Here is a 21,872-nt window from a genome sequence, read left to right as displayed (position 1 = left end):
GCCATGATCGACTTCGCCTCGGCCTTGTACCTGGGCCTGCGGCACCCGGCGGACCAGTTGGGCGACTACGCCGCGCTGACCACTGGCTACCCGGCCTCGCTGGCCGCTGCGCCACTGGCGCGGCGGCTGGCGGCGGACGCGGCGGCGCTGCAGGGCTGCGAGGCCGGCATGGTGGCGCCATCCACGCTGCATCTGGCCATCGACGTGTTCGAGCAACTGGGCCGCACGCACGCGCTGATTGCCGACGAGGCGCTGTATCCGGTGATGCGCTGGGGCCTGGAGCGCGTACGCGGCCTGGGCGCGCCGGTGGCGTGGTTCCGGCACGGCGATCTGGCCGATCTGGCGCGGCGGATTCGCGATCACCGCCTGCGCCGGCGGGGCAGGCCGCCGGCAGTGATTGCGGACGCCACCCGGCTGGCCGGCCTGCCGTTGCCGCTGGCGCGCTATCTGACGCTGGTACGCCGGCATGGAGGATTGATCGTGATCGATCACAGCCAGATGCTTGGCCTGATGGGCGCCGCCGCGTCGCCGCGCCAGCCGTGGGGCAGCGGCGGCGGCGGCGCGCTGCGCCACGCAGGGTGCGATCCGGCGCAGCCGGTGCTGCTGGTGGCGTCATGGGCCAAGGCCTTCGGCGCGCCGCTGGCCACGCTGTGCGGGCCTGCCGCGCTGGTCCAGGCGATTGCCCGGGACGGCCCCACCCAGACCCACAGCAGCGCCGCCAGCGAGGTCGCGCTGCGCGCCGGGCTCCGTGCGCTGGAAATCAACCGCATGGCGGGCGATGTCCTGCGCGCGCGGCTCTGGCAGCGCCTGCGCCGCCTGCAGGCCGGCCTGCGCGCGCTGGCGCGGGGCTGCCTGCCGGACCTGCACGCGCCGCCGCGCGACCATCCGATGCAACACGTGCGGCTCGCCAGTACGGAACGCACCGTGGCGCTGCACACCGGCCTGCGCGCCGCCGGCTTCCGTACCGCGCTGCTGCGCCAGCCCGAGGGGCGCCACGCGCTGGCGCTGATCGTCCGGGCCAATCATCGCCGCGCGGATATCGACGCCTTGCTGGCCGCCATGACGCGGCTCGCGCCGCACTTGCCCGATGCCGCGCGCCAGGCGCCGTGGCCGTCTTCGACCCCAATGGAGGAACCCCAGCATGTTTAAGACCGCTGATGGAGACACGCTGGAGCTTGCGCCATGGCGCATGCGCCGGCTGATGGGGCTGGTGGCGGCCATGCGCCGCTATCCGCCCGGCACGCCCCCGCAGGCGCTGGTCAACGACCTGCGGCTGATCATCGCCCGCGCGCGGCGCGTGAGTACCCAGCCACGGCTGGGCACTGCCCGCTTCGAGAGCACCGACGCGTGCTGCCGGGCCTGCCTGCTGGCGCGGCAGCAGCCGCGCGGGGGGATGGAACTGGTGGGGTTGCAGCTGGCGGCGCCGCGGCCGGGCGGGCACCTGTACGAGGGCTTTGCGCCGGAGCTGGAGGAGGAAGTCACGCGAGAGGTCAACGTGACGCTGGCGTGGCGGAGGTTCGAATCGCTCAAGCTGGCGGTTGATGACCGGACCGTATCGGGGCCGGGCGTCTACATCCTCGTCCGTGGCACGACGCCGATCTATGTCGGCCTGTCGAAGACGTTGGGTAGCCGCATGAAGCAGCACCGGTGGTGCGCGGGTGTGCACGGCGCGCTGCGCGGGCTCGGCGTCTGGGTAGCCAGCGTCAGGAAGGAGAAGGACCTGTCTGCCGTCGAGCACGCCGTCATCCGCGCCTTGCGTGGCAGCATTCACAACAGCGCGCTGGTCGGCGATGTTCTGCTCGCAGGGCCTTCCGGCATCACGATTGTGAACATCCTGCCGCCGAGCCTGCTGCGACGGGCGACCCACATCAACGCCTTCCGCACGGGCGACGACAAGCGCACGCTGGCGATGAAGTCCGGCGAGAAGCTCGAACTCGAATGGCGGCTGCCATGATCGTCGACTTCCACGTCCACGCCGGCCAGGGCGACGGCATGACCGGCCCGTGGGACACCACCGCGCCGCTGGCCGCCTACGCGCGCCGCGCCAGCGAGGCCGGCATCGTGCGTTCGGTGCTGCTCCCCGTGTTCCAGTCGGACTACGCGCAAGGCAACCGTGACGTCGCTGCGCTGGTGCGGTCCGACCCGCGCCGCTGGATCGGCTTCGCCATGGTCCACGCCGAGCGCGACCGCGACCGGCTGCACGCGATGATCGAGGAAGCCGTGCTGCGGCTGGGGCTGCGCGGCATCAAGGTACATCGTCACGATGCGCGGATTCACCGGCAGGTCTGCGACGCTGCGCGCCGCTGGCGGCTGCCGGTGCTGTACGACGCCGGCGGCGACACCGGCGCGCTCTCGCTGCTGGCGCAGACCCATCCTGACGTGGCGTTCGTGTTCGCCCACCTCGGCAGCTTCGCGGACGACTGGGCCGCCCAGCGGCAGGTCATCGACCTGATCGTGCGGCATCCGAACCTGTTTGCAGATACGGCCGGCGTGCGCCGCTTCGACCTGCTCGAGGAAGCCTTCGCCCGCGCCGGCCCGGACAAGCTGCTGTTCGGCTCGGACGGCCCGTGGCTGCATCCGGGGCTGGAGCTGGCCAAGATCCGCGCGCTGCGCCCATCGCCGGAAGCCTTCGCGCGCATGGCCGGCGGCAACGCGCTGCGGCTGATTGGCGGCGCCCCCGTGGCAACGTCAGGGCCGACCTCACGGGCAGCCCTCCGTGGGCCGCCCCTGCCGGCGCAATTGCAGCGCACGCGGCGTGACGCGCAATAGCTCGGCGGCGCGGCTGGTGGACCCGGCGCGCCGTTCCGCCACCTTCACGGCGATGGCTTCCGCGATCTGGCCGATGTTCTTCAGCCCCAGCCCGGCATCGAGCGCCCCCTCGACGGCGCGGGCCAGCACGCCCTCCCAGCCGTCCATCAGGCCGGTGGCGGCCATCACATCGGCCAGCGGCAGGTCCAGGCAGCCCGTGCTGAGCACGTGGAAGCCTTGCTGGCGGTCCGCCATGCGCAGCACCACGTGGCGCAGTTCGCGCACATTGCCGGGATAGTCGCGTGCCATCAGCTGCTGCATGACCTCGGGCATCACGCGCGGCGGCGTGCCGGCGTGCTCGGCCAGGAAGTGTTCGACCAGCAGCGGGATGTCGTCGCGCCGCGCCGCCAGCGGCGGGGCGTGGATGGTCCATTGGGTGATGCGGAAGTACAGGTCGCTGCGGAAGCGGCCTGCTGTCACCTCCGCGTCGAGGCTGCGGTTGGTCGCGCAGGTCAGCCGGAAGTCCGAGCGCCGCCAGTTGTCGTCGCCCACGCGCTTGTAGGCGCGCTCCTGCACCACGCGCAGCAGGCGGGCTTGCAGCAGCAGGTCCAGTTCGCCGATTTCGTCGAGGAACAGTGTGCCGCCATCGGCCAGCGCCACGGCGCCGTCACGCGCGGCCACGGCGTGGGTGAAGGCGCCGCGCGCATGGCCGAACAGCTCGCTGCCGGATAGCTCGGGGCTCAGCGTGGTGCAGTCCACCACGATGAAGGGGCCGCTGCGCCGCACCGGATCGAGATCATGGATCAGCCGCGCCAGCAGCTCCTTGCCGCAGCCACTGTCGCCGGTCAGCAGGCAGGCGCCGCTGCCGAAGCGGCCGACCTGCGCCACTGCGCGCAGCGTTTCACGCCAGGGCGCCGAGTGGCCCACCGCGCGCTTGCGCAGCCAGTCGGAGGTGAGGATCGATTCCAGCTCGTGCAGGCGCTTCAGGCGGAGCGCCAGTTCGGTCAGCATGCCCGGCTCGTCGTCAGCCGCTACCACGTCGCAGATGCCGCCGGGCCACCATGGCTCCTGCCGGCATTGCGCGCGCGTGGCGGCGGTGCAGGCGGCGATGAAGGCGTCCGGGCGGGGCACGCTGCGCAGCCAGTGCTCGGCGGCGGCGGCCACGCGTGTGTCCCGGGCCAGGACGACGACCACCAGCATGCCGTCGCCCGCGCCGGACAGGTCGATTTCCTCGGGAAGGCCGTGCTCGCACAGGCGTTGACGGAGCCGCAGCGCCTCTTCCTGATAGAGCACGACACGCATAGACACCTCGCAGGGGAGCGAAGACGATGGGAGATCAAAAACGGGGAGGGTGGGCGCCGGGTCCGGGGGGCAGGCCGGCAGGCATCCCAGAACATACTAGGCGACGGTCACGGCCGCCCCATGTCAAAAATGCTCAGCACAGGGTTGCCGGATGTTAAAGGCACAACGGGGGTGTATCGCGGGTGAAACGAGTCTTGCCGCCGGATGGCGGCCGGGGGCGAACGCGGCGGCGTCAGATATTGCGATGCATATGGCTGACAGTGCAGACGCCGCCGCGCTGGCTTACTCGCCGATGATCTGCTTGGTGAACACGGCGCGCTCCATCTCCTGCACGTTCACGCTGACCTGCACGCTCTGGCCGGCGCCGGGGCGCACCGCGTCGGTGAGGACATCGCACACGGCCTGCGCCACCTGCTTGCGCACGGCCTGCTCGCGCCCGTCCAGAATCCAGACGGTGGCGTGCACGAAGGCGCGGTCACGGTTTTCCGTGCCCTGGCGGTAGGTGGTCAGCGTCACGCAGCGGGACTTGATGTCCGGCTCGCGGAACTGACCGGTGGCCAGCAGCGCGGCGTTGGCTTCGTCCAGCAGCTCGTCCTGCGAGCAGGTCAGGCGGGTGTTTTCGGTGAGTTCGATGATCAGTTGCGGCATGGCGGGAGCGTCGAAGGATCGGAGGGAAAGCCAGCATCGTACGGCAAACCGGCGCCCTCCGGGAAACCCCCCGGCTCAGGCCGCCACGCCGAACGCGGCCTCGATGCGGCGGATGTGGTCGCGCAGCAGCGGGCGCACCTTTTCCAGCAGATGCGCCGGCGGCACGATGGCGTTCGGGCCGCTGCAGCTGAGGGTCATCGGCGGCAGGGACTGGCCGGGCCGGAAAGCGACGGCGATCGAGTTGATGTCGGGCAGCCATTCGCCGAACGAGGTGGTGCAGCCCAGCCGGCGCGCTTCGTCGCGGCTGGCGGAGAGCACGCCCTCGGCATGGGCCGCGCTGACGCGGTCATCGGCGCGGAAGGCGGTCAGCGCCTGGCGCTGCTCGGCCGGCGGCAGGGCCACAAGGTAGGCCCGCCCGGCCGCCGTATTGAGCCCGGAAACGCGGCTGCCCACGGCCACGCGCAGCGTGAGGTAGCTCTCCGACTGGCAGTTCTCGTAGATCAGCATGCGGCCCCGGTCGCGCACGATCAACGAGGCCACGCCCTGCGAGAGATCCGCCAGTTCCTGCATGTACGGCCGCGCAACCGCCAGCACGTCCGCGCCGGGCTGGCCGGACGGCACCAGCGCCAGCGCGGAACTGCCCAGCCGGTAGCGCATCGGCTCGGTCAGCGCCTGGAGGTAGCCGAGTTCGGTCAGCGTGTGCGTGAGCCGGGAAATGGTCGACTTCGGCAGCCCGCAGCGCTGGGCCAGTTCGGCATTGCCGAGTTCGCTGTCGAAGGCGCGGAAGCACGCCAGCACGTCGAGCCCGCGCGCCAGCGCGGTCACGAAATGGCGGTCTTCCTTGCGGTTGTCCACCTTGGGCGTGGCGGGCGGGAGGTCGGGGAGGGAATCGGCCTGGCTATCCATGTGCGTGGCTCAAAGGTTGCCGGAGGCAAGCTGCTCGCGCAGCTTCGCCTTGAGGATCTTGCCGGACGGCGCCGCGGGTAGCTGCGCCACCACGCGGATTTCGGCCGGCATCTTGTAGGGCGACAGGCGGTCGCGCAGGAAGGTGCGCAGCGCGGGCTCGTCCAGCGTCATGCCGCCGCGCACCTCGACGAAGGCGATCACTTCCTCGTTGCCCTCGGTGGCCCGGCCCACTACGGCCGATTGCAGCACGGCGGGGAACGCATTGAGCGACTGCTCGACTTCCTCCGGATACACGTTGAAGCCCGAGTGGATGATGATTTCCTTCGAGCGGCCGACGATGGACACCGCGCCGTCCGGATCGATGCGCGCGAGGTCGCCCGTATGGAGCCAGCCGTCGGCATCGATGGTCTGCGCCGTGAGGTCCGGGCGCCGGTAGTAGCCTTTCATCACGTTGGGGCCGCGCACCAGCAACTCACCGCTGCCGTCCGGCAGGGGGGAGCCGAGGCGGATTTCCACGTCCGGCACCACCGGGCCGACCGAGCAGTCGGCGCGCGGGGCATCCACGCGGGTCTGGCACACGGTGGGCGAGGTCTCCGTCATGCCGTAGCCGTTGTTCAGCACGATGCCGAAGGCGTCTTCGAACGATGCCTTGAGCGACGCCGTGAGCGGCGCGCCGCCCGACTGCGCCATGCGCAGCGAAGGCGTGCGCAGCGACTGGCCCTGCGCGCGGCTCCATTCGATCACCTTGGCGTACATCGCCGGCACGCCGTGCAGCACGGTGAGCTGTTCCTCGACCAGCGTGCGCGCCAGCTTCTCCGGGCGGAAACGCGGCTCGTAGTAGACCGTGGCGCCGTTGGACACCGGGCCCACCAGCAGCACGGACAGCCCATAGACGTGCGAGATCGGCAGCACGCCGTAGACGCGGTCGCCGGCCTGTACGCGGGCCTGCAGGCGGTTGGAATGGCCGATGAACATCAGGTTGGCGTGCGTCAGCATCACCGCCTTCGAGGCGCCCGTGGTGCCGGTCGTATAGATCAGCGCGGCCACCTGCTCGCGGGCCTCGGCGGCTACCGGCTCCGCCACGGCCGTCTCGTCGATGGCGCTGACAAGCAGCTTGCCGACGTGTGGCCACACGGCAGCATCGGCCCACTGCGCGCCGCGCGCCAGCCCGTGCTCGCGGGCTTCGGGGAAATCGTTGTCCAGATAGAAGGTCACGCGCGCGCCGGCGTGCTCGACGATATTGGCAATCTCGCGCGCCGACAGCCGGGCATTGACCGGCACCGACCAGGCGTCGATGGCGCTCAGCGCCAGCAGCAGCACGGCGCAGCCGACGCTGTTCTCGGTCACCAGCACCACGCGGTCGCCGCCGCGCACGCCGAGCGCGGTCAGCGTCTGGGCGGTCTCGCGCACGGCCAGGTCCAGTTCGCCATAGCGCAACGCGCGGTGGGCATCCATCACGGCCACGCGGTCAGGATGGCTGGCCACCCACGGGCCCATGGTCTGGTGCAGGCGCTGGAAGGCGGGGCGGAAGGAGTCGGATTGGGCGGGGGTGGACGCGTGACCAGAACGGTCCGCGGGGGAAGCGGTACTGCGCATGCATGTCTCCGGGCAAGGCTTCCGGCGTGAAGTCGCCGGTATTGATGCGTGGCATCGTCCCATCGATCCCCGGAAGCTGTCAACCGCAGCGTGGAATGATGGTTCTGCAATGCAGAATTACTGAGATTTCCGTCTATGGGCTTTTCGCGACATGTCTTCAATGTCTACCCCGCCATAACCCGCCGAAATGCGAGGTCTGAAAGACAATGCATATGAGAACGCTTATCATTGCGGCTTTCACGGAATTCGCAGCAACATGAAGCAGGGCATTTCGACCGGTTATCGCGTGGCGGTCGCGTCGCGGGCGATCGCCGGCATCCTGGGCGGCTACGGGCTCGCAGCACTCGCCACGGGCTGCGTCTCGCTCGCGCTGGCACGCTGGACCGATATGGCGCGCGCCGAAGCGGTAGTCACCGCCTCCCTGCTGTCGTTCCTCTGGTACGCGCTGGCCGTGATCTGGGTGTTCGCCGTCGAGTCGGCATGGCGCGCGTGGATCGGACTGGCCGTGCCCTGCGCGGTCCTGGGACTGGGCTGGCTGGCCCTGCGGAGCGCGTAATGGCCGAATTGCGAAAGGGTCAGGGGCTGCGCCAGTCGATGGCGTGGCTGCATACGTGGGCGGGCCTGCTGGTGTGCTGGGTGCTGTTCCTCGTCTTCTGTAGCGGCACCGCCAGCTATGTGAAGGACGAGATCACGCTCTGGATGAAGCCCGAACTGCACGCGCGGCTGGGTGGCGACACAGACGCCGACGCGACCCGCCGGGCTGCCGACGGCGCCATCGCCTTCCTCCGCGAACAGGCACCCAATGCCGAGCGCTGGTTCATCAATCTCCCCGACGACCGCCGTCCCACCACCTCGGTGTTCTGGCTGCGCCAGCCGCGCCCCGAGGATGCCGGCAAGGGCAACCGCGCCCGGCTGGAGACGCGCACGCTCGACGCCGTGACCGGCACGCCCGTGCCCGGCGCCCGCGAGACGCGCGGCGGCGAGTTCCTTTACCGCCTGCATTTCGATCTCCACTACATGTCGGCGATCTGGGCGCGCTGGATCATCGGCTTCTGCACGATGTTCATGCTGGTGGCMATCCTGAGCGGCGTGATCACCCATCGGCGCATCTTCGCGGACTTCTTCACCTTCCGCGCCTGCAAGGGCCAGCGCTMGTGGCTCGATGCGCACAACGCCACCGCCGTGCTGGCGCTGCCGTTTCACCTGATGATTACCTACACGGGCCTCGTGACGCTGCTGTTCCTGTACATGCCGTGGGGCGTGCAGGCGGTCTATAAGGGCGATACGAAGCGGTTCGACACCGAGCTGGGCCTCCGCGCCCCGCGCGTGCAGGCGTCTGGCGTGCAGGTACCGCTGGCCCCGGTGGGCCCGATGCTGGCGCAGGCGACCGCCCGGTGGGACGGCGTGGCCCCGGCCCGGATCACGGTGGAGCGCCCCAACGACGCCAACGCCCTCGTCACGATGACGCGCGATGCCGGGCGCAGCCTGTCGTCGGTGCAGCCGACCGTCCTGTTCGCCGGCACCACCGGCGCGCTCAAGGAAACCTTCGGCGACGATCCGGCCAATGCCAGCGCCACGCGTGGCGTGATGGTGGGGCTGCACATCGCGCACTTCGCGCCGCCGCTGCTGCGCGGGCTTTTCTTTGCCTCCGGGCTGGCCGGCTGCCTGATGGTGGCGACCGGCGCGCTGCTCTGGGCCGTGAGGACGCGCAAGAGCCACGCCCACACGATTGCTGCCACGGGCCGCACGCCGTTTGGGCTGCGGCTGGTGGAAGCGCTCAACCTTGGCGTGATTGCCGGCCTGCCGATCGCATTCGCCAGCTACTTCTGGGCCAACCGGCTCGTGCCGGTGGGTATCGCGCAGCGGCCCGACATGGAAATCCGCATGTTCTTCGCGGCCTGGGCCATCGCGGCGCTGGTCGCCCAGATCCGCCCGACGCGCGGCATGTGGCGCGTGCTGCTGGGCATCGGCGCCGTGCTGTTCGCGGGCCTGCCGCTGCTGAACGCGCTGACCGGCACCGCCCATCTGGGCGTGACGCTGCTGCATGGGCCGGCGGTGCTGGCGGGCTTCGACCTGACGGTGCTGGCGATTGGCCTCGGGCTGGGCGCGGCGGCGTGGTGGCTCGGGCGGACTCGTCCGGCGGCACGCGGCGCAGACGCGTCGGCGCGCACCGGTGCCATGGGGGAGGCGTCATGAGCGCACCCGCCATGTGGCCGGCCTGCGTGGCCGGCATCGGATTCGCCGTGGGCGGCTTCACCTGGCTGGCCCAGACCATCGACCGGCATCACGCCGACATCTTCGGCCGGGGCGCCGAGCCCCCGCCGGCCCGCGTGCGCCGCCTGCGCTGGCAGGGCTGGATCGCGCTGGCACTGGCCCTGGCGGCGTGCGTGGCCGCCCAGGGCTGGGCCTTCGGCGTGATCTATTGGGCCGGCCTGCTCACCGTCAGCGCCCTGACAGTGGTGGGCGCCTTCTCTTATGCACCGCAGGTCACGCCGCGCATCGCGCGCGGGGCGATCGGCATCGGTGTGGCGGCTGCGCTGAGCGCGATCCTGATCGTGCAGGCGTAGCGGCACAAACGAGCGTCGCCGTCAGAGCGACGCCACCATCCAGACGGATACGGGAAAAAACCCGCCCGCCGCGATCAGCGGCGCGGACGGGCATGAAATCGTTTTACTTGGGAGTGTCACCTTGTCTTATTCCGTACCGCGTGCCGGACGTGCATCCCGCACGCCGCTGCGCCATCTCGTGGCCGCGCTGGCCGCTGCCGGCGTGCTGCCGACCATCGCCTTCGCCCAGGAAGCGGCCCAGCCCGCCGCCAGCGCGGAGAGCGCCACGCTGCCCGCCGTCACCGTCCATGCCGACGCCTCGGCAGACCAGCTGCCCGCGCCCTATGCCGGCGGGCAGGTCGCACGCGGCGGCCGCCTTGGCGTGCTGGGCAACCAGGACTTCATGGATGTGCCGTTCAGCGTGACGTCGTACACGTCCCAGCAGATCCAGAACCAGCAGGCGCGCAGCATTGCCGGTGTGCTGGCCGATGATCCGGCGATCCGCACCGCCTACGGCTTCGGCAACTTCGCCGATACCTTCGTGGTGCGCGGCTTCCCGCTGACCACCGACGACATCCAGTACAACGGCCTGTTCGGCATCGCCCCGCGCCAGCTGGTGGCCATCGAAGGGCTGGAGCGCGTGGAAGTGTTCCGCGGCGCCAGCGCCTTCCTGAACGGCGTGTCGCCGAGTGGCTCCGGCACGGGCGGCATGATCAACCTCGTGCCCAAGTACGCCACGGCGGCGGACATCACCCAGGCGACCATCGACTATACGAGCGACTCGCAGGTGGGCGGCCATGTGGATGTGGGCCGCCGTTTCGGCAAGAACAAGGAATTCGGCGTGCGCGTCAACGCCATGGCGCGTGGCGGCGATACCCCGGTGGACAACGAGAGCCGGCAGCAGCGCCTGTTCACGCTGGGCCTGGACTACCAGGGCGACGCGTTCCGCGTGAATGCGGACTTCGGCTACCAGAAGCAGCGGATCAACCGGGGCCGCAGCACGGTCCAGCTGTCGGGTACGGCTTTGCCGGCGGTGCCGTCCGCCTCGACGAACTTCGCCCAGCCATGGACGTATTCCGAGCTGGAAGACACCTACGGCACGATCCGCGCCGAGTACGACGTCACCAGGAACTGGACCACCTACGCCGCCTTCGGCGCGCACCACAGCAACGAGTTCGGCAACTACAGCGGCGCGAACGTCGGGAATAACGGCTTTGGCACGGCCACGCGGCTGACCGTTCCGTTCAAGCAGGATACCTACACCGGTGAAGTGGGCGTGCGTGGCCGCTTCGAAACCGGCCCGGTCAAGCACACGGTGAACCTGAGCTGGTCCGGCCTGGAGCAGGAGAAGAGCAGCGCGTTCCAGTCCTCGCCCGCGTTCCCAACCAATCTCTACAACGCGCCGACCGTGCCGTACCCGGCCGCCCCGACCACCGGCAATATGGCCGATCCGAACGTGACGGGCCGGGTCAACATCAACGGGGTGTCGTTCTCGGACACGCTGTCGTTCCTGAACGACCGCGTGCTGCTGACCGGCGGCGTGCGCCAGCAGGTGATGAACATCCGTGGCTACGCAACGGCCACGGGCGTGCAGACGGCGAACTACAGCGAGTCCGCCACGTCGCCGATGTTCGGCCTGGTGGTCAAGCCGCTCCAGAACGTCTCGCTGTACTACAACTACATCGAGGGTCTGGCGCAGGGCGGCACCGCGCCGTCCAACACCATCAACGCCGGGCAGGTGTTCGCGCCGGCCAAGTCGAAGCAGCATGAAGTGGGCGCGAAGTACGACGCGGGCAGCTTCGGCACCACGCTGGCGTTCTTCCAGATCGAGCAGCCGACGGGCGTCACGCAGGGCAATGTGTTCGCCGTGCGGGACCAGCGCAATCGCGGCGTGGAGTTCAGCGTGTTCGGCGAGCCGCTGCGCGGCGTGCGCCTGCTGGGCGGCGTGTCCTATATCGACTCGAAGGTGTCGAACACGGGCAACGCCAACACCGAGGGCAAGCCGGGTGTGGGCGTGCCGATCTACACGCTGACGATGAGCGGCGAGTACGACCTGCCGTTCCTCCCGGGCGCGACGGTGTCCGGCCGCTATATCCAGACCGGCCGCCAGTCCGCCAACACGACCAACACCATCAGCCTGCCGTCGTGGAACCGATTCGATCTCGGGGCGCGCTACGCGTTCAAGGCGTCGCAGCTGCGCTATACGGTGCGGGCGGGCGTCGAGAACATCGCGGACAAGGACTACTGGGCGTCGTCGAGCGGCGGCATCCTCGTGATCGGCCAGCCGCGTACCTTCAAGCTGTCGATGACCGTGGACTACTGAGTCCGCAACCAGTCGCGCGGGGACTGGCCGACCTTGGCCAGGAACGCACGCGACAAGGCCGACGGGTTGGCGTAGCCCAGCTCGTCGGCCATCAGTTTCAGCGGCACGCCGTCACGCAGGCGCGCCTGCGCAAGGCTGATGCGCCAGTCGGCCAGATAGTCKGCTGGCGTCTGCCCCACCACCTCCCGAAACGTCGCCGCGAACGCGCTGCGCGACATCCCGGCGCAACCCGCCATCGACTCCACGCTCCATGCCTCGCCCGGTGCCTCGTGCACGGCGACCAGCGCCCGCGCCAGGCGCGCATCGGACAGGCCAGTGATCAGGCCCGGCTGGATGCCGGCTTGCTCGGGATGGTCGAGCAGCCAGCGCAGCAGCTGGATCAGCACCACTTCGAACAGCCGGTCGGCCAACAGGCGCTGGCCACAGCGCACGCGCTCCGTCTCGGCGAACAGCAGCGCGAGCGCGGGATCGAGCCCATCTACCTGTGCCAACGGCAGCACGATCAGGGGCGGCAGGGCGCGTGCCAGCGGATTCATGGCCCCGCCATCGAAATCGAGCGTGGCGCAGGTGAACTGGGAACCCTCCACCGGCGGATTGTGGAAGGTGTGGACGGCGTAGCGCGGATAGAACAGCAGCGACGGTTCCTCGATCACCAGCCGGGTGGGCAGGGCGCTCGCGCCATGCGTGACCCCGGACGCCAGGCGATTCAGCCGGCACCCCGGGAGCCTCTCTCACTGTCGCTCTATATATAGGAGTTCATCATGACCGCACGTGTTTCCCTGCCCAACGCCAGCAACGCCCCCGCCGGCAGCGCCGCCGCCCTGGCCCAGATCCAGGCCGCCTTCGGCACGACCCCGCAGATGTTCCGCGCCGTGGCCAATTCGCCGGCCGCGCTGCAATCGATGTGGGGCGCGTTTGGCGCGCTCGGTGGCGGTGTGATTCCGGCGCAACTCGGCGAGAAGATCGCCGTGGCCGTTGCCGACCGTAACCGCTGCGAATACTGCCTGGCCGCCCATACGGCGCTGGGCCGCAAGGCCGGCGCCACCGCTGAGGAGATGGCTGCCGCCCAGGCTGGGCGTGCCGAGGATGCCCGGACGGCCGCCGCGCTGGCCTTCGCGCTGAAGCTGGTGAACGACCGGGGCCAGGTGTCGGACGCCGACGTGGCCCAACTGCGCGAAGTCGGCTTCGGCGACGAAGAAATCGTGGAAATCGTCGTCCACGTGGCCTTGAACCTGTTCACCAACTACGTCAACGTGGCGCTGAACGTGCCGGTGGATTTCCCCGGCGTGAAGCTCAACCCACGTTGAGCCGGTAAGCCGCCGTCTAGCGCAGCAGGTTCGACCGCGCCAGCTCGATGACCTCGTCGGCGCGGCCGTTCATCACGGCCTTCATCGCCCACAGGCTGAAGCCCTTGACCTGCTCCGCCTTCAGGGACGGCGGCATCGCCAGTTCCTGCGTGTTGGTCACCACGTCGAGCAGGGCGGGCCCGTCATGCGCCAGCATGGTGGCGATGGCCTCCGGCAGCAGCAGCGGGTCTTCCACGCGCTGGGCATGCACGCCGATGGCGCGCGCCATGGCCGCGAAATCGGGATTCTGCAGCGACGTGCCCGACTCCAGGTAGCCAGACGCCTTCATCTCCAGCGCGACAAAACCGAGCACGCTGTTGTTGAAGATCACCACTTTGACGGGCAGGCCCTGCTGGGAAAGCGTCAGGAAATCGCCCATCAGCATTGCAAAACCGCCGTCGCCGGACAGGCTGATGACCTGCCGCCCCGGATAGGCGGACTGGGCGCCAATCGCCTGCGGCAGCGCGTTCGCCATCGACCCATGCGCGAGCGAGCCGATCAGCCGGCGCTGGCCGTTCATGCGCAGGTAGCGCGCGGCCCAGATCGTCGGCGTGCCGACGTCGAAGGTGAAGACGGCGTCCTCGGCGGCCTGCTCGCTCAGCAGGCGGGCCAGGTACTGCGGATGGATGGGCTTGCGGCCACTGTCGCCCGTGGCGAGGTCGTCCAGTTGACGGCGTGCGTCGCGATAGTGGCGCAGGCTCGCCGCCAGATGGGCTTCGTCGGCCTTGGGGGCCAGGCGGGGCAGCAGGGCGTCCAGCGTGGCGCCGACATCGCCGACCAGCCCCATGTCCAGCCGCGTGCGGCGCCCGAGGTTTTCCGGACGGATATCGATCTGCACGACCTGCGCGCCCTCGGGGTAGAACTGGCGATAGGGGAAATCGGTGCCGAGCATCAGCAGCGTGTCGCATTCCTGCATGGCGTGGTAGCCGGAGCTGAAGCCGATCAGCCCGGTCATGCCCACGTCGTACGGATTCTCGTATTCGATGTACTCCTTGCCGCCCAGGGCGTGCACCACGGGTGCCTTCAGCGTGGCCGCCAGTTGCACCACCTGGTCGTGCGCGCCGGCGCAGCCGCGCCCGCACAGCAGCGTTGTGCGCTGGCTGCCGCGCAGCAGGCTGGCCAGGGCGTCGAGCGAGTCGGCGTCCGGCGTGACCACGGGGGGCCGCAAGGCGATGGCGGCGGGCGCGGACTCGGCGAACGTGCCCTCGCGCAGCGCCACATCGCCCGGAATCACGATCACGGCCACGCCCCGCCGGCCCACTGCCGCGCGGATCGCGGATTCGAGTACGCCGGGCAACTGCTCGATGCTGGTGACGAGTTCGCAGTAGTGGCTGCACTCCCGGAACAACTGCTCGGGATGCGTCTCCTGGAAGTAGCCGCGGCCGATTTCGGCGCTCGGGATATGGGCGGCGATGGCCAGCACCGGCACGCCGGAGCGGTGGCAATCGAACAAGCCATTGATCAGATGCAGGTTGCCGGGGCCGCAGCTCCCGGCGCAGACGGCCAGCTTGCCGGTCAGGTGCGCCTCGGCGCCCGCTGCGAATGCGGCGGTTTCCTCGTGGCGGGTATGGATCCAGTCGATGTCGCCGCGCTGGCGCAGCGATTCAGTGATGCCGTTGAGGCTGTCGCCGACGACGCCGTAGATGCGTTCGACGCCCACTGCGTGCAGGACGCGGGTGATGAGGTCGGCTGCGTGGTTGGCCATGGTGCTCTCCTTGTACGATCGGTGCCTGCGAGCGAGGCGGAATCCCAAGGTACAAGGGTAGGCGGTGATGGCCGGGGAGGATAGCGCGCGGGGCCGGTCCTGTCCGATCCGCACGGCGCGTCGGCATGTCGAATGCGCCCGGACCATGAAAAAGGCCGCCATGGCGGCGGCCTTGCGGGGGCGCGGCGCGTCGCTTAGGCGTGCAGCGCGGCCGGTTGCAGCGATTTGCCGGTCAGGCTGGCTACGGCGACGGCCATGGCCTGCTCGCGGGCCTCGGCGGCGGCCGGCGCGGGCATGAAGCGCTCGGGGGCTTCGCGCGCCAGTTGCTGGAGGTGGCGCAGCTTGGCCTGGAGGCCGGGTTCCACGCGCGAATCGGGCGTCACCGTCGACGGGCAGGCCACGCCGAGGATGTCCAGTGCCTGGCGGAAGTTCTCTACCGTCAGGCCCTCGACCGGATTCACCTGCACGAGGTGGCGGCGCTGCGCATCCGTCATCGAGGCCGGTGCGGCCGTCGACAGGATCACCCAGCTACCCGGCGCGGCACGCTGTGCGAACCACGCGTCGATCTCGGCGCCATGGCCGCCCGCCACGCGCGGGGTCATGCCTTCCACCTGAAGATCGAGCTGTTGCAGGATCGCGGCGGGCGTGCCACGACGCCAGGCGTCGGATACCACCACGCGGGCGCCGGCAATGCCGAACAGCCGGCGCAGGAAGCCCAGCGCGATCGGATCGAAGAAACGGACATCCCTCAGGGTGCCGCTGGTTGGCGTACCGCCCAGGCGGGCAGCGGAGCGGTCCGAGTAGAGGACGCCGGGTACGTCCAGCATGATGAGGCGTTCAGACATGATTTCCCTGTGGTAGTCGGTACTGTTTGGTCGAGACAAGCGTACTCGGCAATTCGGCTTCTGCGGCGACACAAAACGTGCGTAAGTGCAACAGTTCTGTAACTTCTACACCGGAGGCGTAAATGCCCGTTACCCCTTGTTCTCAAATGTTTCCGGCCGACACACCTGCCTGAATCCGGGGTCGATTCCGGCGCGGATGTGGGGCCAATGGAGAAGAAAACGAATGCACCAGCGCATCGGTTGACACGTCGCGATTAGGGGAATTACTAGGATTTACCCGAGGCGGGATTGGAGGCCGAGAAGGGGCGGGCAGGGACGGTGGGGCGATGGGGGGGCGGTGAGGCGGCTTACCGCTTGCGCAGTAAACGCATTTCGAAATGCTCGAATGATTGCTGGCACGCCGCGCTGCAAAACAGCACGGTCGGGCCCACGGGTTGCTCGCAGCCATGACAGGCGCCGCACGGCTTGAGCCGTGGCGCCCAGTCGCGGCCCGCCGCGTCGAGATCATCATGAAAGGACGAATCGTCCTGCACTGCCTTGCGTAGCGCCATGCCTGGTCCTTGCTGTGCGTCTCGATTGAGAGGCAAGCGATCATGCTAGCCGGGCCGTGACCCGGGGAGAATCAGCATTCGCTTATTTACGACAGCAAAGACCGGAAACTTTAACAATGGCGTGACATTGCTGCGGCGCAGCGTGGCAGGGCTACTGGAACTGGAAGCGCGACACGTCAGATTCCAGCGCGGCGGCTTCCTCGTCGAGCCGGTTGGCGTGCTGTGCCACGGTGTCCACCAGCGCGCCGTTCTGCGCCCCGGTCTGCCCGAGTTCCGCGAGGGCATCGCCCACGGTGCGGATGCCGGCGGCCTGTTCCTCGGCCAGCGCGCGCAGATGGCCCGCGAGGCTGTGGCTGCGATCGACCGCCGACTCGATCCCTTCCATCGCCGCCACCACGGTGCCGCTGAGGCTGGCGCCGCGTTCGATCTCGCGCGTGGCGTCGCCGACGATGCCGCCGATCTCGCGGGCGGCGTTGGCGCTGCGCTGGGCCAGCGCGCGCACTTCCTGCGCGACCACCGCGAAGCTGCGCCCCGCCGCGCCGGCGCGCGCGGCTTCCACGGCGGCGTTGAGCGCGAGGATATTGGTCTGGAACGCAATGCCCTCGATCACCGTGACCACCTCGGCGATATTGCGCGAATGGCCCAGCACGTTGGCCATGGTCCCGTTCATGTCGCGTACCACCGCCATGCCGGCGCCCGATGCAGTGCGCGCCTGGTTGGCCATCGTGCTCGATTCATTGGCCTGCTCATGCACCTGTTCGACGAGCGCGGTCAGGCGAGTCATGCTGGCCGCCGCGTGGCGCAGTGCCTCGGCCTGCTGCGCAGTGCGTGCCGCGAGTTGCTGGTTGCCGTCGGCAATATCGCCGCTGGTGTCCGTGATCTCGTGCGCTGACTCCTGAATGCGGGCCAGCACGCCGGCCAGTTCGTCGCGCATGCCAGCCAGGAAATAGAGCAGGCTGGTCTGATCGTCCCTGCGCAGGTTGATATGCGCGGTCAGGTCGCCGCTGGCGATGCGGTTGGCCGCCGCCGCGGCGTCGCGCGGTTCGCCGCCGAGTTCGCGCGTCAGGCTGCGCGCTGCAAACCACGCCAGCGCGCCGGCCGCCACGAAGMTGGCCACGAGCAGCGCGGCCATCAGCGTTTGTGCGCCGATCTGGCTCGCGGCAACGCCCGCCACGGTGTCGGCGGCCTGCCGCTCCAGGCCGGCGCGCGTGGCTTCCATCAGCGCGCCGAGCTTTTGCAGTTGCTCGCCCAGGAAATGGCCGTCGACGGAAACGGCGCTGTCGAACTGCAGGGCGTCCAGCGGCTGCTTGTTGATCAGCGCCACGTAGCCTTGCATCAGTTCACCTGCCGCTGCGCGCTCCTTTTGCAGCGCCTGTGCCTGGCGCGGCGCGGCCTGGCGCACGCCGTCCACGGCGGCGTCGAGCTGGCGCATGGCCTGCTGGATGTCCGCGCCGGCAGCGTCGCGCTCGGTGGTGCTCGTGGCCAGCGTCAGCGCCAGTTGCGCGCGGCCCAGCATAGCCAGTGCGGCCTGCGCGCGTTCCGCCGAAATGGCGCCGCGCATGTCGCGTTGATACAGGATGTCGGTGTCCTGCTTGAGGGAAACCAGATTGAGGATGCCGATCAGGCCGACCACGGCGCCGAAGACATAGACCAGAATGAATGCGGCGGACAGCCGCGCCGCCAGCGGCAGTCGCACCAGCCGTTGCCACACGGCTTCGCCGCGTGCGCGCGGCAGACTCAGTTGGATGGCTTGCAACACGAAACAGACTCCTGCCGGGATTGCCCCGGCCATGCCATGACCCGATGCCCGCCGCGTGGCTGCCTGACCGTGCCGCCCGGTGTGGGCGACCGGGGCATATTCCCGTTGCGGTGCGCCGCCATGCTCGGCGAACGGTGTGACGCAGGCGTGACACCGTCGCACAACGGGGAGATCGGCGCAGGCCGCAGAGGGCGGGTTACGGCTGGAGCAACGGCTGGCCGGGTGGGCCCGTCAGGTCGGCGCGGACGGTCTGGTCGAGGATGTCGAGCCGGTAGCCCTGCGCGTACACGACATTGACGGTGACGCCGTTGGCCGGGCAGAGATCGAGCGTGCGGCGCATGCGCGAGACCAGCCCCGCCAGCGCGCGCGAGAGCGGTGGCAGGTCATGACCCCAGATCATATGTTCGATCCGCTTGCTGGCCAGGATGCGGCCCGCGTTGGCGAACAGCAGCGTGGCAAGGTCGAACTCCTTCGGCGTCATGGCGATGCGGCGCCCATTCAGCATGGCGAAGCGGCCGGGGCTGTTCAGCTCGTAGGGGCCGGCGCGCATCGGCAGGTTGTTGCGGAAGCGCGCGCCGCACATGCGTCGGCGCAGAGCGGAGATGCGCGCCAGCAGCACGCGGTTGCTCAGGGCCTCGAGCACGTAGTCGTCGGCGCCGGCGTCGAGCGCCTCCACGAGGTCGTTGTCGTTGTTATGCTGCCCGCCGATCATGATGATCGGCATGTCGCGGGCGCGCACGGCGCGCACGGCACGGATCACGTCGATGGCGGAAATGTCTTGCAGGTCGCGGTCGACCAGCAGCATGTCGTAGCTGTCATGGCTGAGGCCGTGGATCAGGTCCCGGCCGGCAAGGAAGAGGGTGCACTGGAAACCCGCGAGGGAGAGCAGGTCCTGGATGGGGTGGAGGCGGGCCGCGCGGCTGGCCAGTAAGGCAATGTTGGTCGAAACACTCATGCTACAACTACCAGAAAACTGAAACGGATTGACGGAGAGGAACCGTCAGAGCGTAGCGGCGGCATGCCCGGCCGGACAATCGCCATTCCCTTAAATGTGGGATCGCCGCGAACCGGGTCAGGCTTATCCACAGAACGTGTGGATAACTGGCGGGTGGGCGGAGGCGCACCGGCGCCGGCACGCCATTGCATCGGCGCGCCTAAAAATGAGGCAGCCCGACCGGCATATGGCGATCGGGGGGATGCCCTCATGTGACGGGTATGCCAGAATACGGCTCATCCATGTACGGGCCCGCAGCGCCGAACCATCCGCCTATGTTGATGAGTCCTAGCGTGATCGCCGCAGTGATGGTCGCCTTCCATATCGTGGGCGTGATGGCCGCATTGCATGCCGTGATGACGGTCCGCACCGCGCCCGGCGCCATTGCGTGGGCGGGGTCGCTGGTGATGATGCCGTACTTCGCGCTGATTCCGTACCTGATCTTCGGCCGCAGCACCTTCGCCGGCTACGTCAATGCCCGCCGTTTCAATAATGACCGCCTGCGCGAGATCCGCCGTGGCATGACCGCGTCCGAGCGCGAGGCCATGTCAGCCTGTGTGGTGACCGCGCCGGCGCAGGCCTGCATGCGCGCGCTGCCCGGTCTGACCGGCATGCCGTGCCTGGCCAACAACGACGTGCGCCTGCTGATCAACGGCCAGCAGACCTTCGAAGCCATCTTCGCTGCCATCGACGCCGCCACGCAGGTCGTGCTGGTGCAGTTCTTCATCGTCCATGACGACGAACTGGGCCGCGAACTCCAGCGCCGCCTGTGCGAGCGCGCCCGCGCCGGCGTGAAGGTCTATTTCCTGTTCGACAGCATCGGCTGTCACGGACTCGGACGCGGCTATGTGCGCACGCTCCAGCAGGCAGGGGTGKAGGCGCGGCCCTTCGCCACGCATCCCGGCTTCGTCAATCGTTTCCAGCTGAATTTTCGCAATCACCGCAAGCTGGTGGTCGTGGACGGCGCGCGCGCCTTCCTGGGCGGGCACAACGTCGGCAACGAATACCTGGGCGCGCGGGCGCCGCTCTCGCCGTGGCGCGATACGCATATCGAAATTCGCGGCGCGGCGGTGCTGGAGCTGCAGATGGCGTTTGCCGAGGACTGGTATTGGGCTGCGAAGGAGGTGCCGTACCTGATGCTGCCGCCGCATGGCGATGTGGGCGAGATGATCTGCCAGGTCGTGCCGTCCGGCCCGGCTKACGCGCAGGAGACCTGCTCGCTGTTCTTCGTCGAGGCGATCCAGTCGGCGCAGAAGCGGGTCTGGATCACCTCGCCGTACTTCGTGCCGGACGAGGCGGTGTTCGCCATGCTGCGCCTTGCCGTGCTGCGCGGGGTGGACGTGCGCATCCTGATTCCGTCGCGCCCGGACCACCTCGTGGTGTACGCGGCGTCCACCATCTACGCCTACCAGGCGGTGTGCGCGGGCGTGAAGGTCTACCGCTACCAGCCCGGCTTCCTGCATCAGAAGGTGATCCTGATCGACGATGAGGCCGCCGCCGTGGGCACCGCCAATCTCGACAATCGCTCGTTCCGGCTCAATTTCGAGATGATGGTGATGACCGCGCATCCGGCCTTCGCGCGGGACGTCACGCGCATGCTCGAGGCCGACTTCGCCGAGGCGCGCGAGATCAGTCGCGACGAATTTTTGGCCTCGCCCGCGCTGCTCCGGGTGGCGATGCACGTGGCCAAGCTGTTCGCCCCCATCCTCTGAGCAAATCCGCTGCCGCCGTTGTCCACATTGGCGGCTGGCGCTCCTTGTGTACACTGTCTACTATACAAAGCAGAATGAGTGGACGATGTCCACATGGGAGTTTGATATGAGCCGAGTCGCCGCCACGCCGCCCACGCGGAGCACTTATCGACATGGCGATCTACGGCGCGCCTTGCTCGAAGCCGGGATCGATCTCGCACGCACTGGTGGCCCGGAGGCCGTGGTGCTGCGTGAAGCCACGCGCCGCGCGGGCGTGGTGCCGAATGCCGCGTACCGTCACTTCGCGAGCCGGCAGGACCTGTTGGAGGCGGTGCGCGCCGCGGCCTTGTCCGGCCTGGCCATGGCCATGGAGACCGAACTGGCAGCGCTGCCCGCCAATGCCTCCGCCACCGAGCGCGCGCGCGGGAGCCTGCGCGCGGTGGGTGCGGGCTACCTCCGTTATGCGCTGGCCGAGACAGGCCTGTTCCGCACCGCCTTCTCGGTGCCGGACGACGTGGAGGACGACCCGGACCCCGCCAAGGCCGGCAACAGCGGCCTCAACCCGTTCCAGTTGCTGGGCGCCGCGCTCGATCATTGGGTCGATGCGGGCCTGCTGCCAGCGGCGCGCCGMCCCGGCGCAGAGTATGTCGCCTGGTCCGCCGTCCACGGGTTAGCCATTTTGTTGATCGACGGCCCCCTGCGCAGCCGCGCGCAGGAACAGGCCGGCATCATCGGTGCGCGGCTGTTGGACATGGTGGAGAACGGCCTGACGGTGGCCTGAGACCAAAAAAATGCCACGTGGCGGGGACCACGTGGCATCCAAGTAAAAGAATGCCAGCGAGGGGTCAACTCTGGCACTCCATCGGGTGCCTGCATTGCACAGGCGGGGCCAAGTGTAAGAAGACGATTCTG

General features: G+C 69.0%; 19 protein-coding genes and 1 pseudogene. 10 read left to right on the top strand and 10 right to left on the bottom strand.

The genetic code is table 11. The features are described from left to right. Nucleotides 1-3: 3 nt before the first annotated feature. Genes AC1EJR_RS19730 through AC1EJR_RS19720 form a run of 3 tightly spaced genes read left to right on the top strand, consistent with a single transcriptional unit; the run spans nt 4 to nt 2,769 of the window. Nucleotides 4-1,149 carry an aminotransferase class I/II-fold pyridoxal phosphate-dependent enzyme gene (locus AC1EJR_RS19730; RefSeq protein ID WP_092296621.1) on the top strand — a complete coding sequence of 382 codons (1,146 nt, stop codon included), beginning with the start codon at nt 4-6 and terminating at the stop codon, nt 1,147-1,149. Continuing rightward, nucleotides 1,142-1,954, top strand: a complete 813-nt coding sequence (locus AC1EJR_RS19725; protein WP_177219955.1) for a GIY-YIG nuclease family protein — start codon at nt 1,142-1,144, stop codon at nt 1,952-1,954. The genes AC1EJR_RS19730 and AC1EJR_RS19725 overlap by 8 nt, the downstream gene beginning before the upstream one ends. Continuing rightward, a complete protein-coding gene (locus tag AC1EJR_RS19720; RefSeq protein ID WP_477110568.1) occupies nt 1,951-2,769 on the top strand; it encodes an amidohydrolase family protein in 819 nt (272 codons plus the stop codon). Before AC1EJR_RS19725 ends, AC1EJR_RS19720 begins: the two co-directional genes overlap by 4 nt. Here the strand turns inward: AC1EJR_RS19720 and AC1EJR_RS19715 are convergent. The 4 genes from AC1EJR_RS19715 to AC1EJR_RS19700 all read right to left on the bottom strand — a co-directional run bounded on the left by AC1EJR_RS19715 (nt 2,701) and on the right by AC1EJR_RS19700 (nt 7,200). Further along, nucleotides 2,701-4,050, bottom strand: coding sequence for a sigma-54-dependent transcriptional regulator (locus tag AC1EJR_RS19715; RefSeq protein ID WP_092296618.1), 1,350 nt, complete (start codon nt 4,048-4,050; stop codon nt 2,701-2,703). The two genes, AC1EJR_RS19720 and AC1EJR_RS19715, sit on opposite strands and share 69 nt — an antisense overlap. 282 nt (nt 4,051-4,332) lie before the next feature. After that, nucleotides 4,333-4,698, bottom strand: coding sequence for a 5-carboxymethyl-2-hydroxymuconate Delta-isomerase (locus tag AC1EJR_RS19710; protein ID WP_092296615.1), 366 nt, complete (start codon nt 4,696-4,698; stop codon nt 4,333-4,335). A 75-nt stretch (nt 4,699-4,773) separates the two neighbouring features. Continuing rightward, nucleotides 4,774-5,604 carry an IclR family transcriptional regulator gene (locus AC1EJR_RS19705; RefSeq protein ID WP_092296612.1) on the bottom strand — a complete coding sequence of 277 codons (831 nt, stop codon included), beginning with the start codon at nt 5,602-5,604 and terminating at the stop codon, nt 4,774-4,776. Between the two features lie 9 nt (nt 5,605-5,613). Next, nucleotides 5,614-7,200, bottom strand: coding sequence for a class I adenylate-forming enzyme family protein (locus AC1EJR_RS19700; RefSeq protein ID WP_441593238.1), 1,587 nt, complete (start codon nt 7,198-7,200; stop codon nt 5,614-5,616). Nucleotides 7,201-7,486: 286 nt separating this feature from the next. On the opposite strand from AC1EJR_RS19700, the gene AC1EJR_RS19695 reads away from it, so the two are divergent. The 4 genes from AC1EJR_RS19695 (at nt 7,487) to AC1EJR_RS19680 (ending at nt 12,069) form a co-directional block, all read left to right on the top strand. Then, nucleotides 7,487-7,756, top strand: coding sequence for a DUF3649 domain-containing protein (locus tag AC1EJR_RS19695; RefSeq protein WP_369823484.1), 270 nt, complete (start codon nt 7,487-7,489; stop codon nt 7,754-7,756). After that, nucleotides 7,756-9,396, top strand: a complete 1,641-nt coding sequence (locus tag AC1EJR_RS19690; RefSeq protein ID WP_477147434.1) for a PepSY-associated TM helix domain-containing protein — start codon at nt 7,756-7,758, stop codon at nt 9,394-9,396. The genes AC1EJR_RS19695 and AC1EJR_RS19690 overlap by 1 nt, the downstream gene beginning before the upstream one ends. Continuing rightward, nucleotides 9,393-9,767, top strand: a complete 375-nt coding sequence (locus tag AC1EJR_RS19685) for a DUF3325 domain-containing protein (RefSeq protein ID WP_441593236.1) — start codon at nt 9,393-9,395, stop codon at nt 9,765-9,767. The genes AC1EJR_RS19690 and AC1EJR_RS19685 overlap by 4 nt, the downstream gene beginning before the upstream one ends. 121 nt (nt 9,768-9,888) lie before the next feature. Further along, nucleotides 9,889-12,069, top strand: a complete 2,181-nt coding sequence (locus AC1EJR_RS19680; protein WP_477113487.1) for a TonB-dependent receptor — start codon at nt 9,889-9,891, stop codon at nt 12,067-12,069. Here the strand turns inward: AC1EJR_RS19680 and AC1EJR_RS19675 are convergent. Continuing rightward, nucleotides 12,063-12,746 (bottom strand): annotated as a pseudogene (locus AC1EJR_RS19675) (helix-turn-helix transcriptional regulator); the annotation flags it as partial. The gene AC1EJR_RS19680 and the pseudogene AC1EJR_RS19675 sit on opposite strands and share 7 nt — an antisense overlap. An 84-nt stretch (nt 12,747-12,830) precedes the next feature. Here AC1EJR_RS19675 and AC1EJR_RS19670 point away from each other — a divergent pair. Beyond that, nucleotides 12,831-13,376 (top strand): carboxymuconolactone decarboxylase family protein, encoded by a 546-nt coding sequence (locus AC1EJR_RS19670; RefSeq protein ID WP_477147433.1) that lies wholly within the window; start codon nt 12,831-12,833, stop codon nt 13,374-13,376. A 16-nt stretch (nt 13,377-13,392) separates the two neighbouring features. Here AC1EJR_RS19670 and poxB read toward each other — a convergent pair whose 3' ends face one another. The 5 genes from poxB to AC1EJR_RS19645 all read right to left on the bottom strand — a co-directional run bounded on the left by poxB (nt 13,393) and on the right by AC1EJR_RS19645 (nt 19,230). Further along, on the bottom strand, nt 13,393-15,120 hold the full coding sequence (poxB, locus tag AC1EJR_RS19665) for a ubiquinone-dependent pyruvate dehydrogenase (RefSeq protein WP_092296592.1): 1,728 nt from the start codon (nt 15,118-15,120) through the stop codon (nt 13,393-13,395). Between the two features lie 194 nt (nt 15,121-15,314). Beyond that, nucleotides 15,315-15,965 (bottom strand): HAD domain-containing protein, encoded by a 651-nt coding sequence (locus AC1EJR_RS19660; protein WP_454757868.1) that lies wholly within the window; start codon nt 15,963-15,965, stop codon nt 15,315-15,317. A 347-nt stretch (nt 15,966-16,312) separates the two neighbouring features. Beyond that, on the bottom strand, nt 16,313-16,516 hold the full coding sequence (locus AC1EJR_RS19655; RefSeq protein WP_092296587.1) for a hypothetical protein: 204 nt from the start codon (nt 16,514-16,516) through the stop codon (nt 16,313-16,315). Nucleotides 16,517-16,667: 151 nt separating this feature from the next. Beyond that, the gene (locus AC1EJR_RS19650; RefSeq protein WP_477147432.1) at nt 16,668-18,275 is read right to left on the bottom strand and encodes a methyl-accepting chemotaxis protein; all 1,608 of its coding nucleotides are present in this window, start codon (nt 18,273-18,275) and stop codon (nt 16,668-16,670) included. A 196-nt stretch (nt 18,276-18,471) separates the two neighbouring features. After that, complete coding sequence (locus tag AC1EJR_RS19645; protein ID WP_092296581.1) at nt 18,472-19,230, bottom strand: response regulator transcription factor; 759 nt, start codon at nt 19,228-19,230, stop codon at nt 18,472-18,474. 314 nt (nt 19,231-19,544) lie between these two features. Between AC1EJR_RS19645 and cls the strand changes: the two genes are divergently transcribed. Then, nucleotides 19,545-20,981 carry a cardiolipin synthase gene (gene cls, locus AC1EJR_RS19640; protein ID WP_477147431.1) on the top strand — a complete coding sequence of 479 codons (1,437 nt, stop codon included), beginning with the start codon at nt 19,545-19,547 and terminating at the stop codon, nt 20,979-20,981. A 106-nt stretch (nt 20,982-21,087) separates the two neighbouring features. Further along, entirely contained in the window at nt 21,088-21,741 is a 654-nt protein-coding gene (locus AC1EJR_RS19635) for a TetR/AcrR family transcriptional regulator (RefSeq protein ID WP_092296575.1), read from the top strand. The last annotated feature ends 131 nt before the right edge of the window (nt 21,742-21,872 follow it).

The sequence above is a fragment of the Cupriavidus sp. 05T42 genome (assembly GCF_056396345.1).
This window is presented reverse-complemented; position numbering and strand designations above follow the sequence as displayed.

Excerpts from the sequence above, each read along its gene's own strand:
- AC1EJR_RS19730 (WP_092296621.1), top strand. The coding sequence starts at position 4 with ATGATCGACTTCGCCTCGGCCTTGTACCTGGGCCTGCGGCACCCGGCG.
- AC1EJR_RS19725 (WP_177219955.1), top strand. The coding sequence starts at position 1,142 with ATGTTTAAGACCGCTGATGGAGACACGCTGGAGCTTGCGCCATGGCGC.
- AC1EJR_RS19720 (WP_477110568.1), top strand. The coding sequence starts at position 1,951 with ATGATCGTCGACTTCCACGTCCACGCCGGCCAGGGCGACGGCATGACC.
- AC1EJR_RS19715 (WP_092296618.1), bottom strand. The coding sequence starts at position 4,050 with ATGCGTGTCGTGCTCTATCAGGAAGAGGCGCTGCGGCTCCGTCAACGC.
- AC1EJR_RS19710 (WP_092296615.1), bottom strand. The coding sequence starts at position 4,698 with ATGCCGCAACTGATCATCGAACTCACCGAAAACACCCGCCTGACCTGC.
- AC1EJR_RS19705 (WP_092296612.1), bottom strand. The coding sequence starts at position 5,604 with ATGGATAGCCAGGCCGATTCCCTCCCCGACCTCCCGCCCGCCACGCCC.
- AC1EJR_RS19700 (WP_441593238.1), bottom strand. The coding sequence starts at position 7,200 with ATGCGCAGTACCGCTTCCCCCGCGGACCGTTCTGGTCACGCGTCCACC.
- AC1EJR_RS19685 (WP_441593236.1), top strand. The coding sequence starts at position 9,393 with ATGAGCGCACCCGCCATGTGGCCGGCCTGCGTGGCCGGCATCGGATTC.
- AC1EJR_RS19670 (WP_477147433.1), top strand. The coding sequence starts at position 12,831 with ATGACCGCACGTGTTTCCCTGCCCAACGCCAGCAACGCCCCCGCCGGC.
- poxB (WP_092296592.1), bottom strand. The coding sequence starts at position 15,120 with ATGGCCAACCACGCAGCCGACCTCATCACCCGCGTCCTGCACGCAGTG.
- AC1EJR_RS19660 (WP_454757868.1), bottom strand. The coding sequence starts at position 15,965 with ATGTCTGAACGCCTCATCATGCTGGACGTACCCGGCGTCCTCTACTCG.
- AC1EJR_RS19655 (WP_092296587.1), bottom strand. The coding sequence starts at position 16,516 with ATGGCGCTACGCAAGGCAGTGCAGGACGATTCGTCCTTTCATGATGAT.
- AC1EJR_RS19645 (WP_092296581.1), bottom strand. The coding sequence starts at position 19,230 with ATGAGTGTTTCGACCAACATTGCCTTACTGGCCAGCCGCGCGGCCCGC.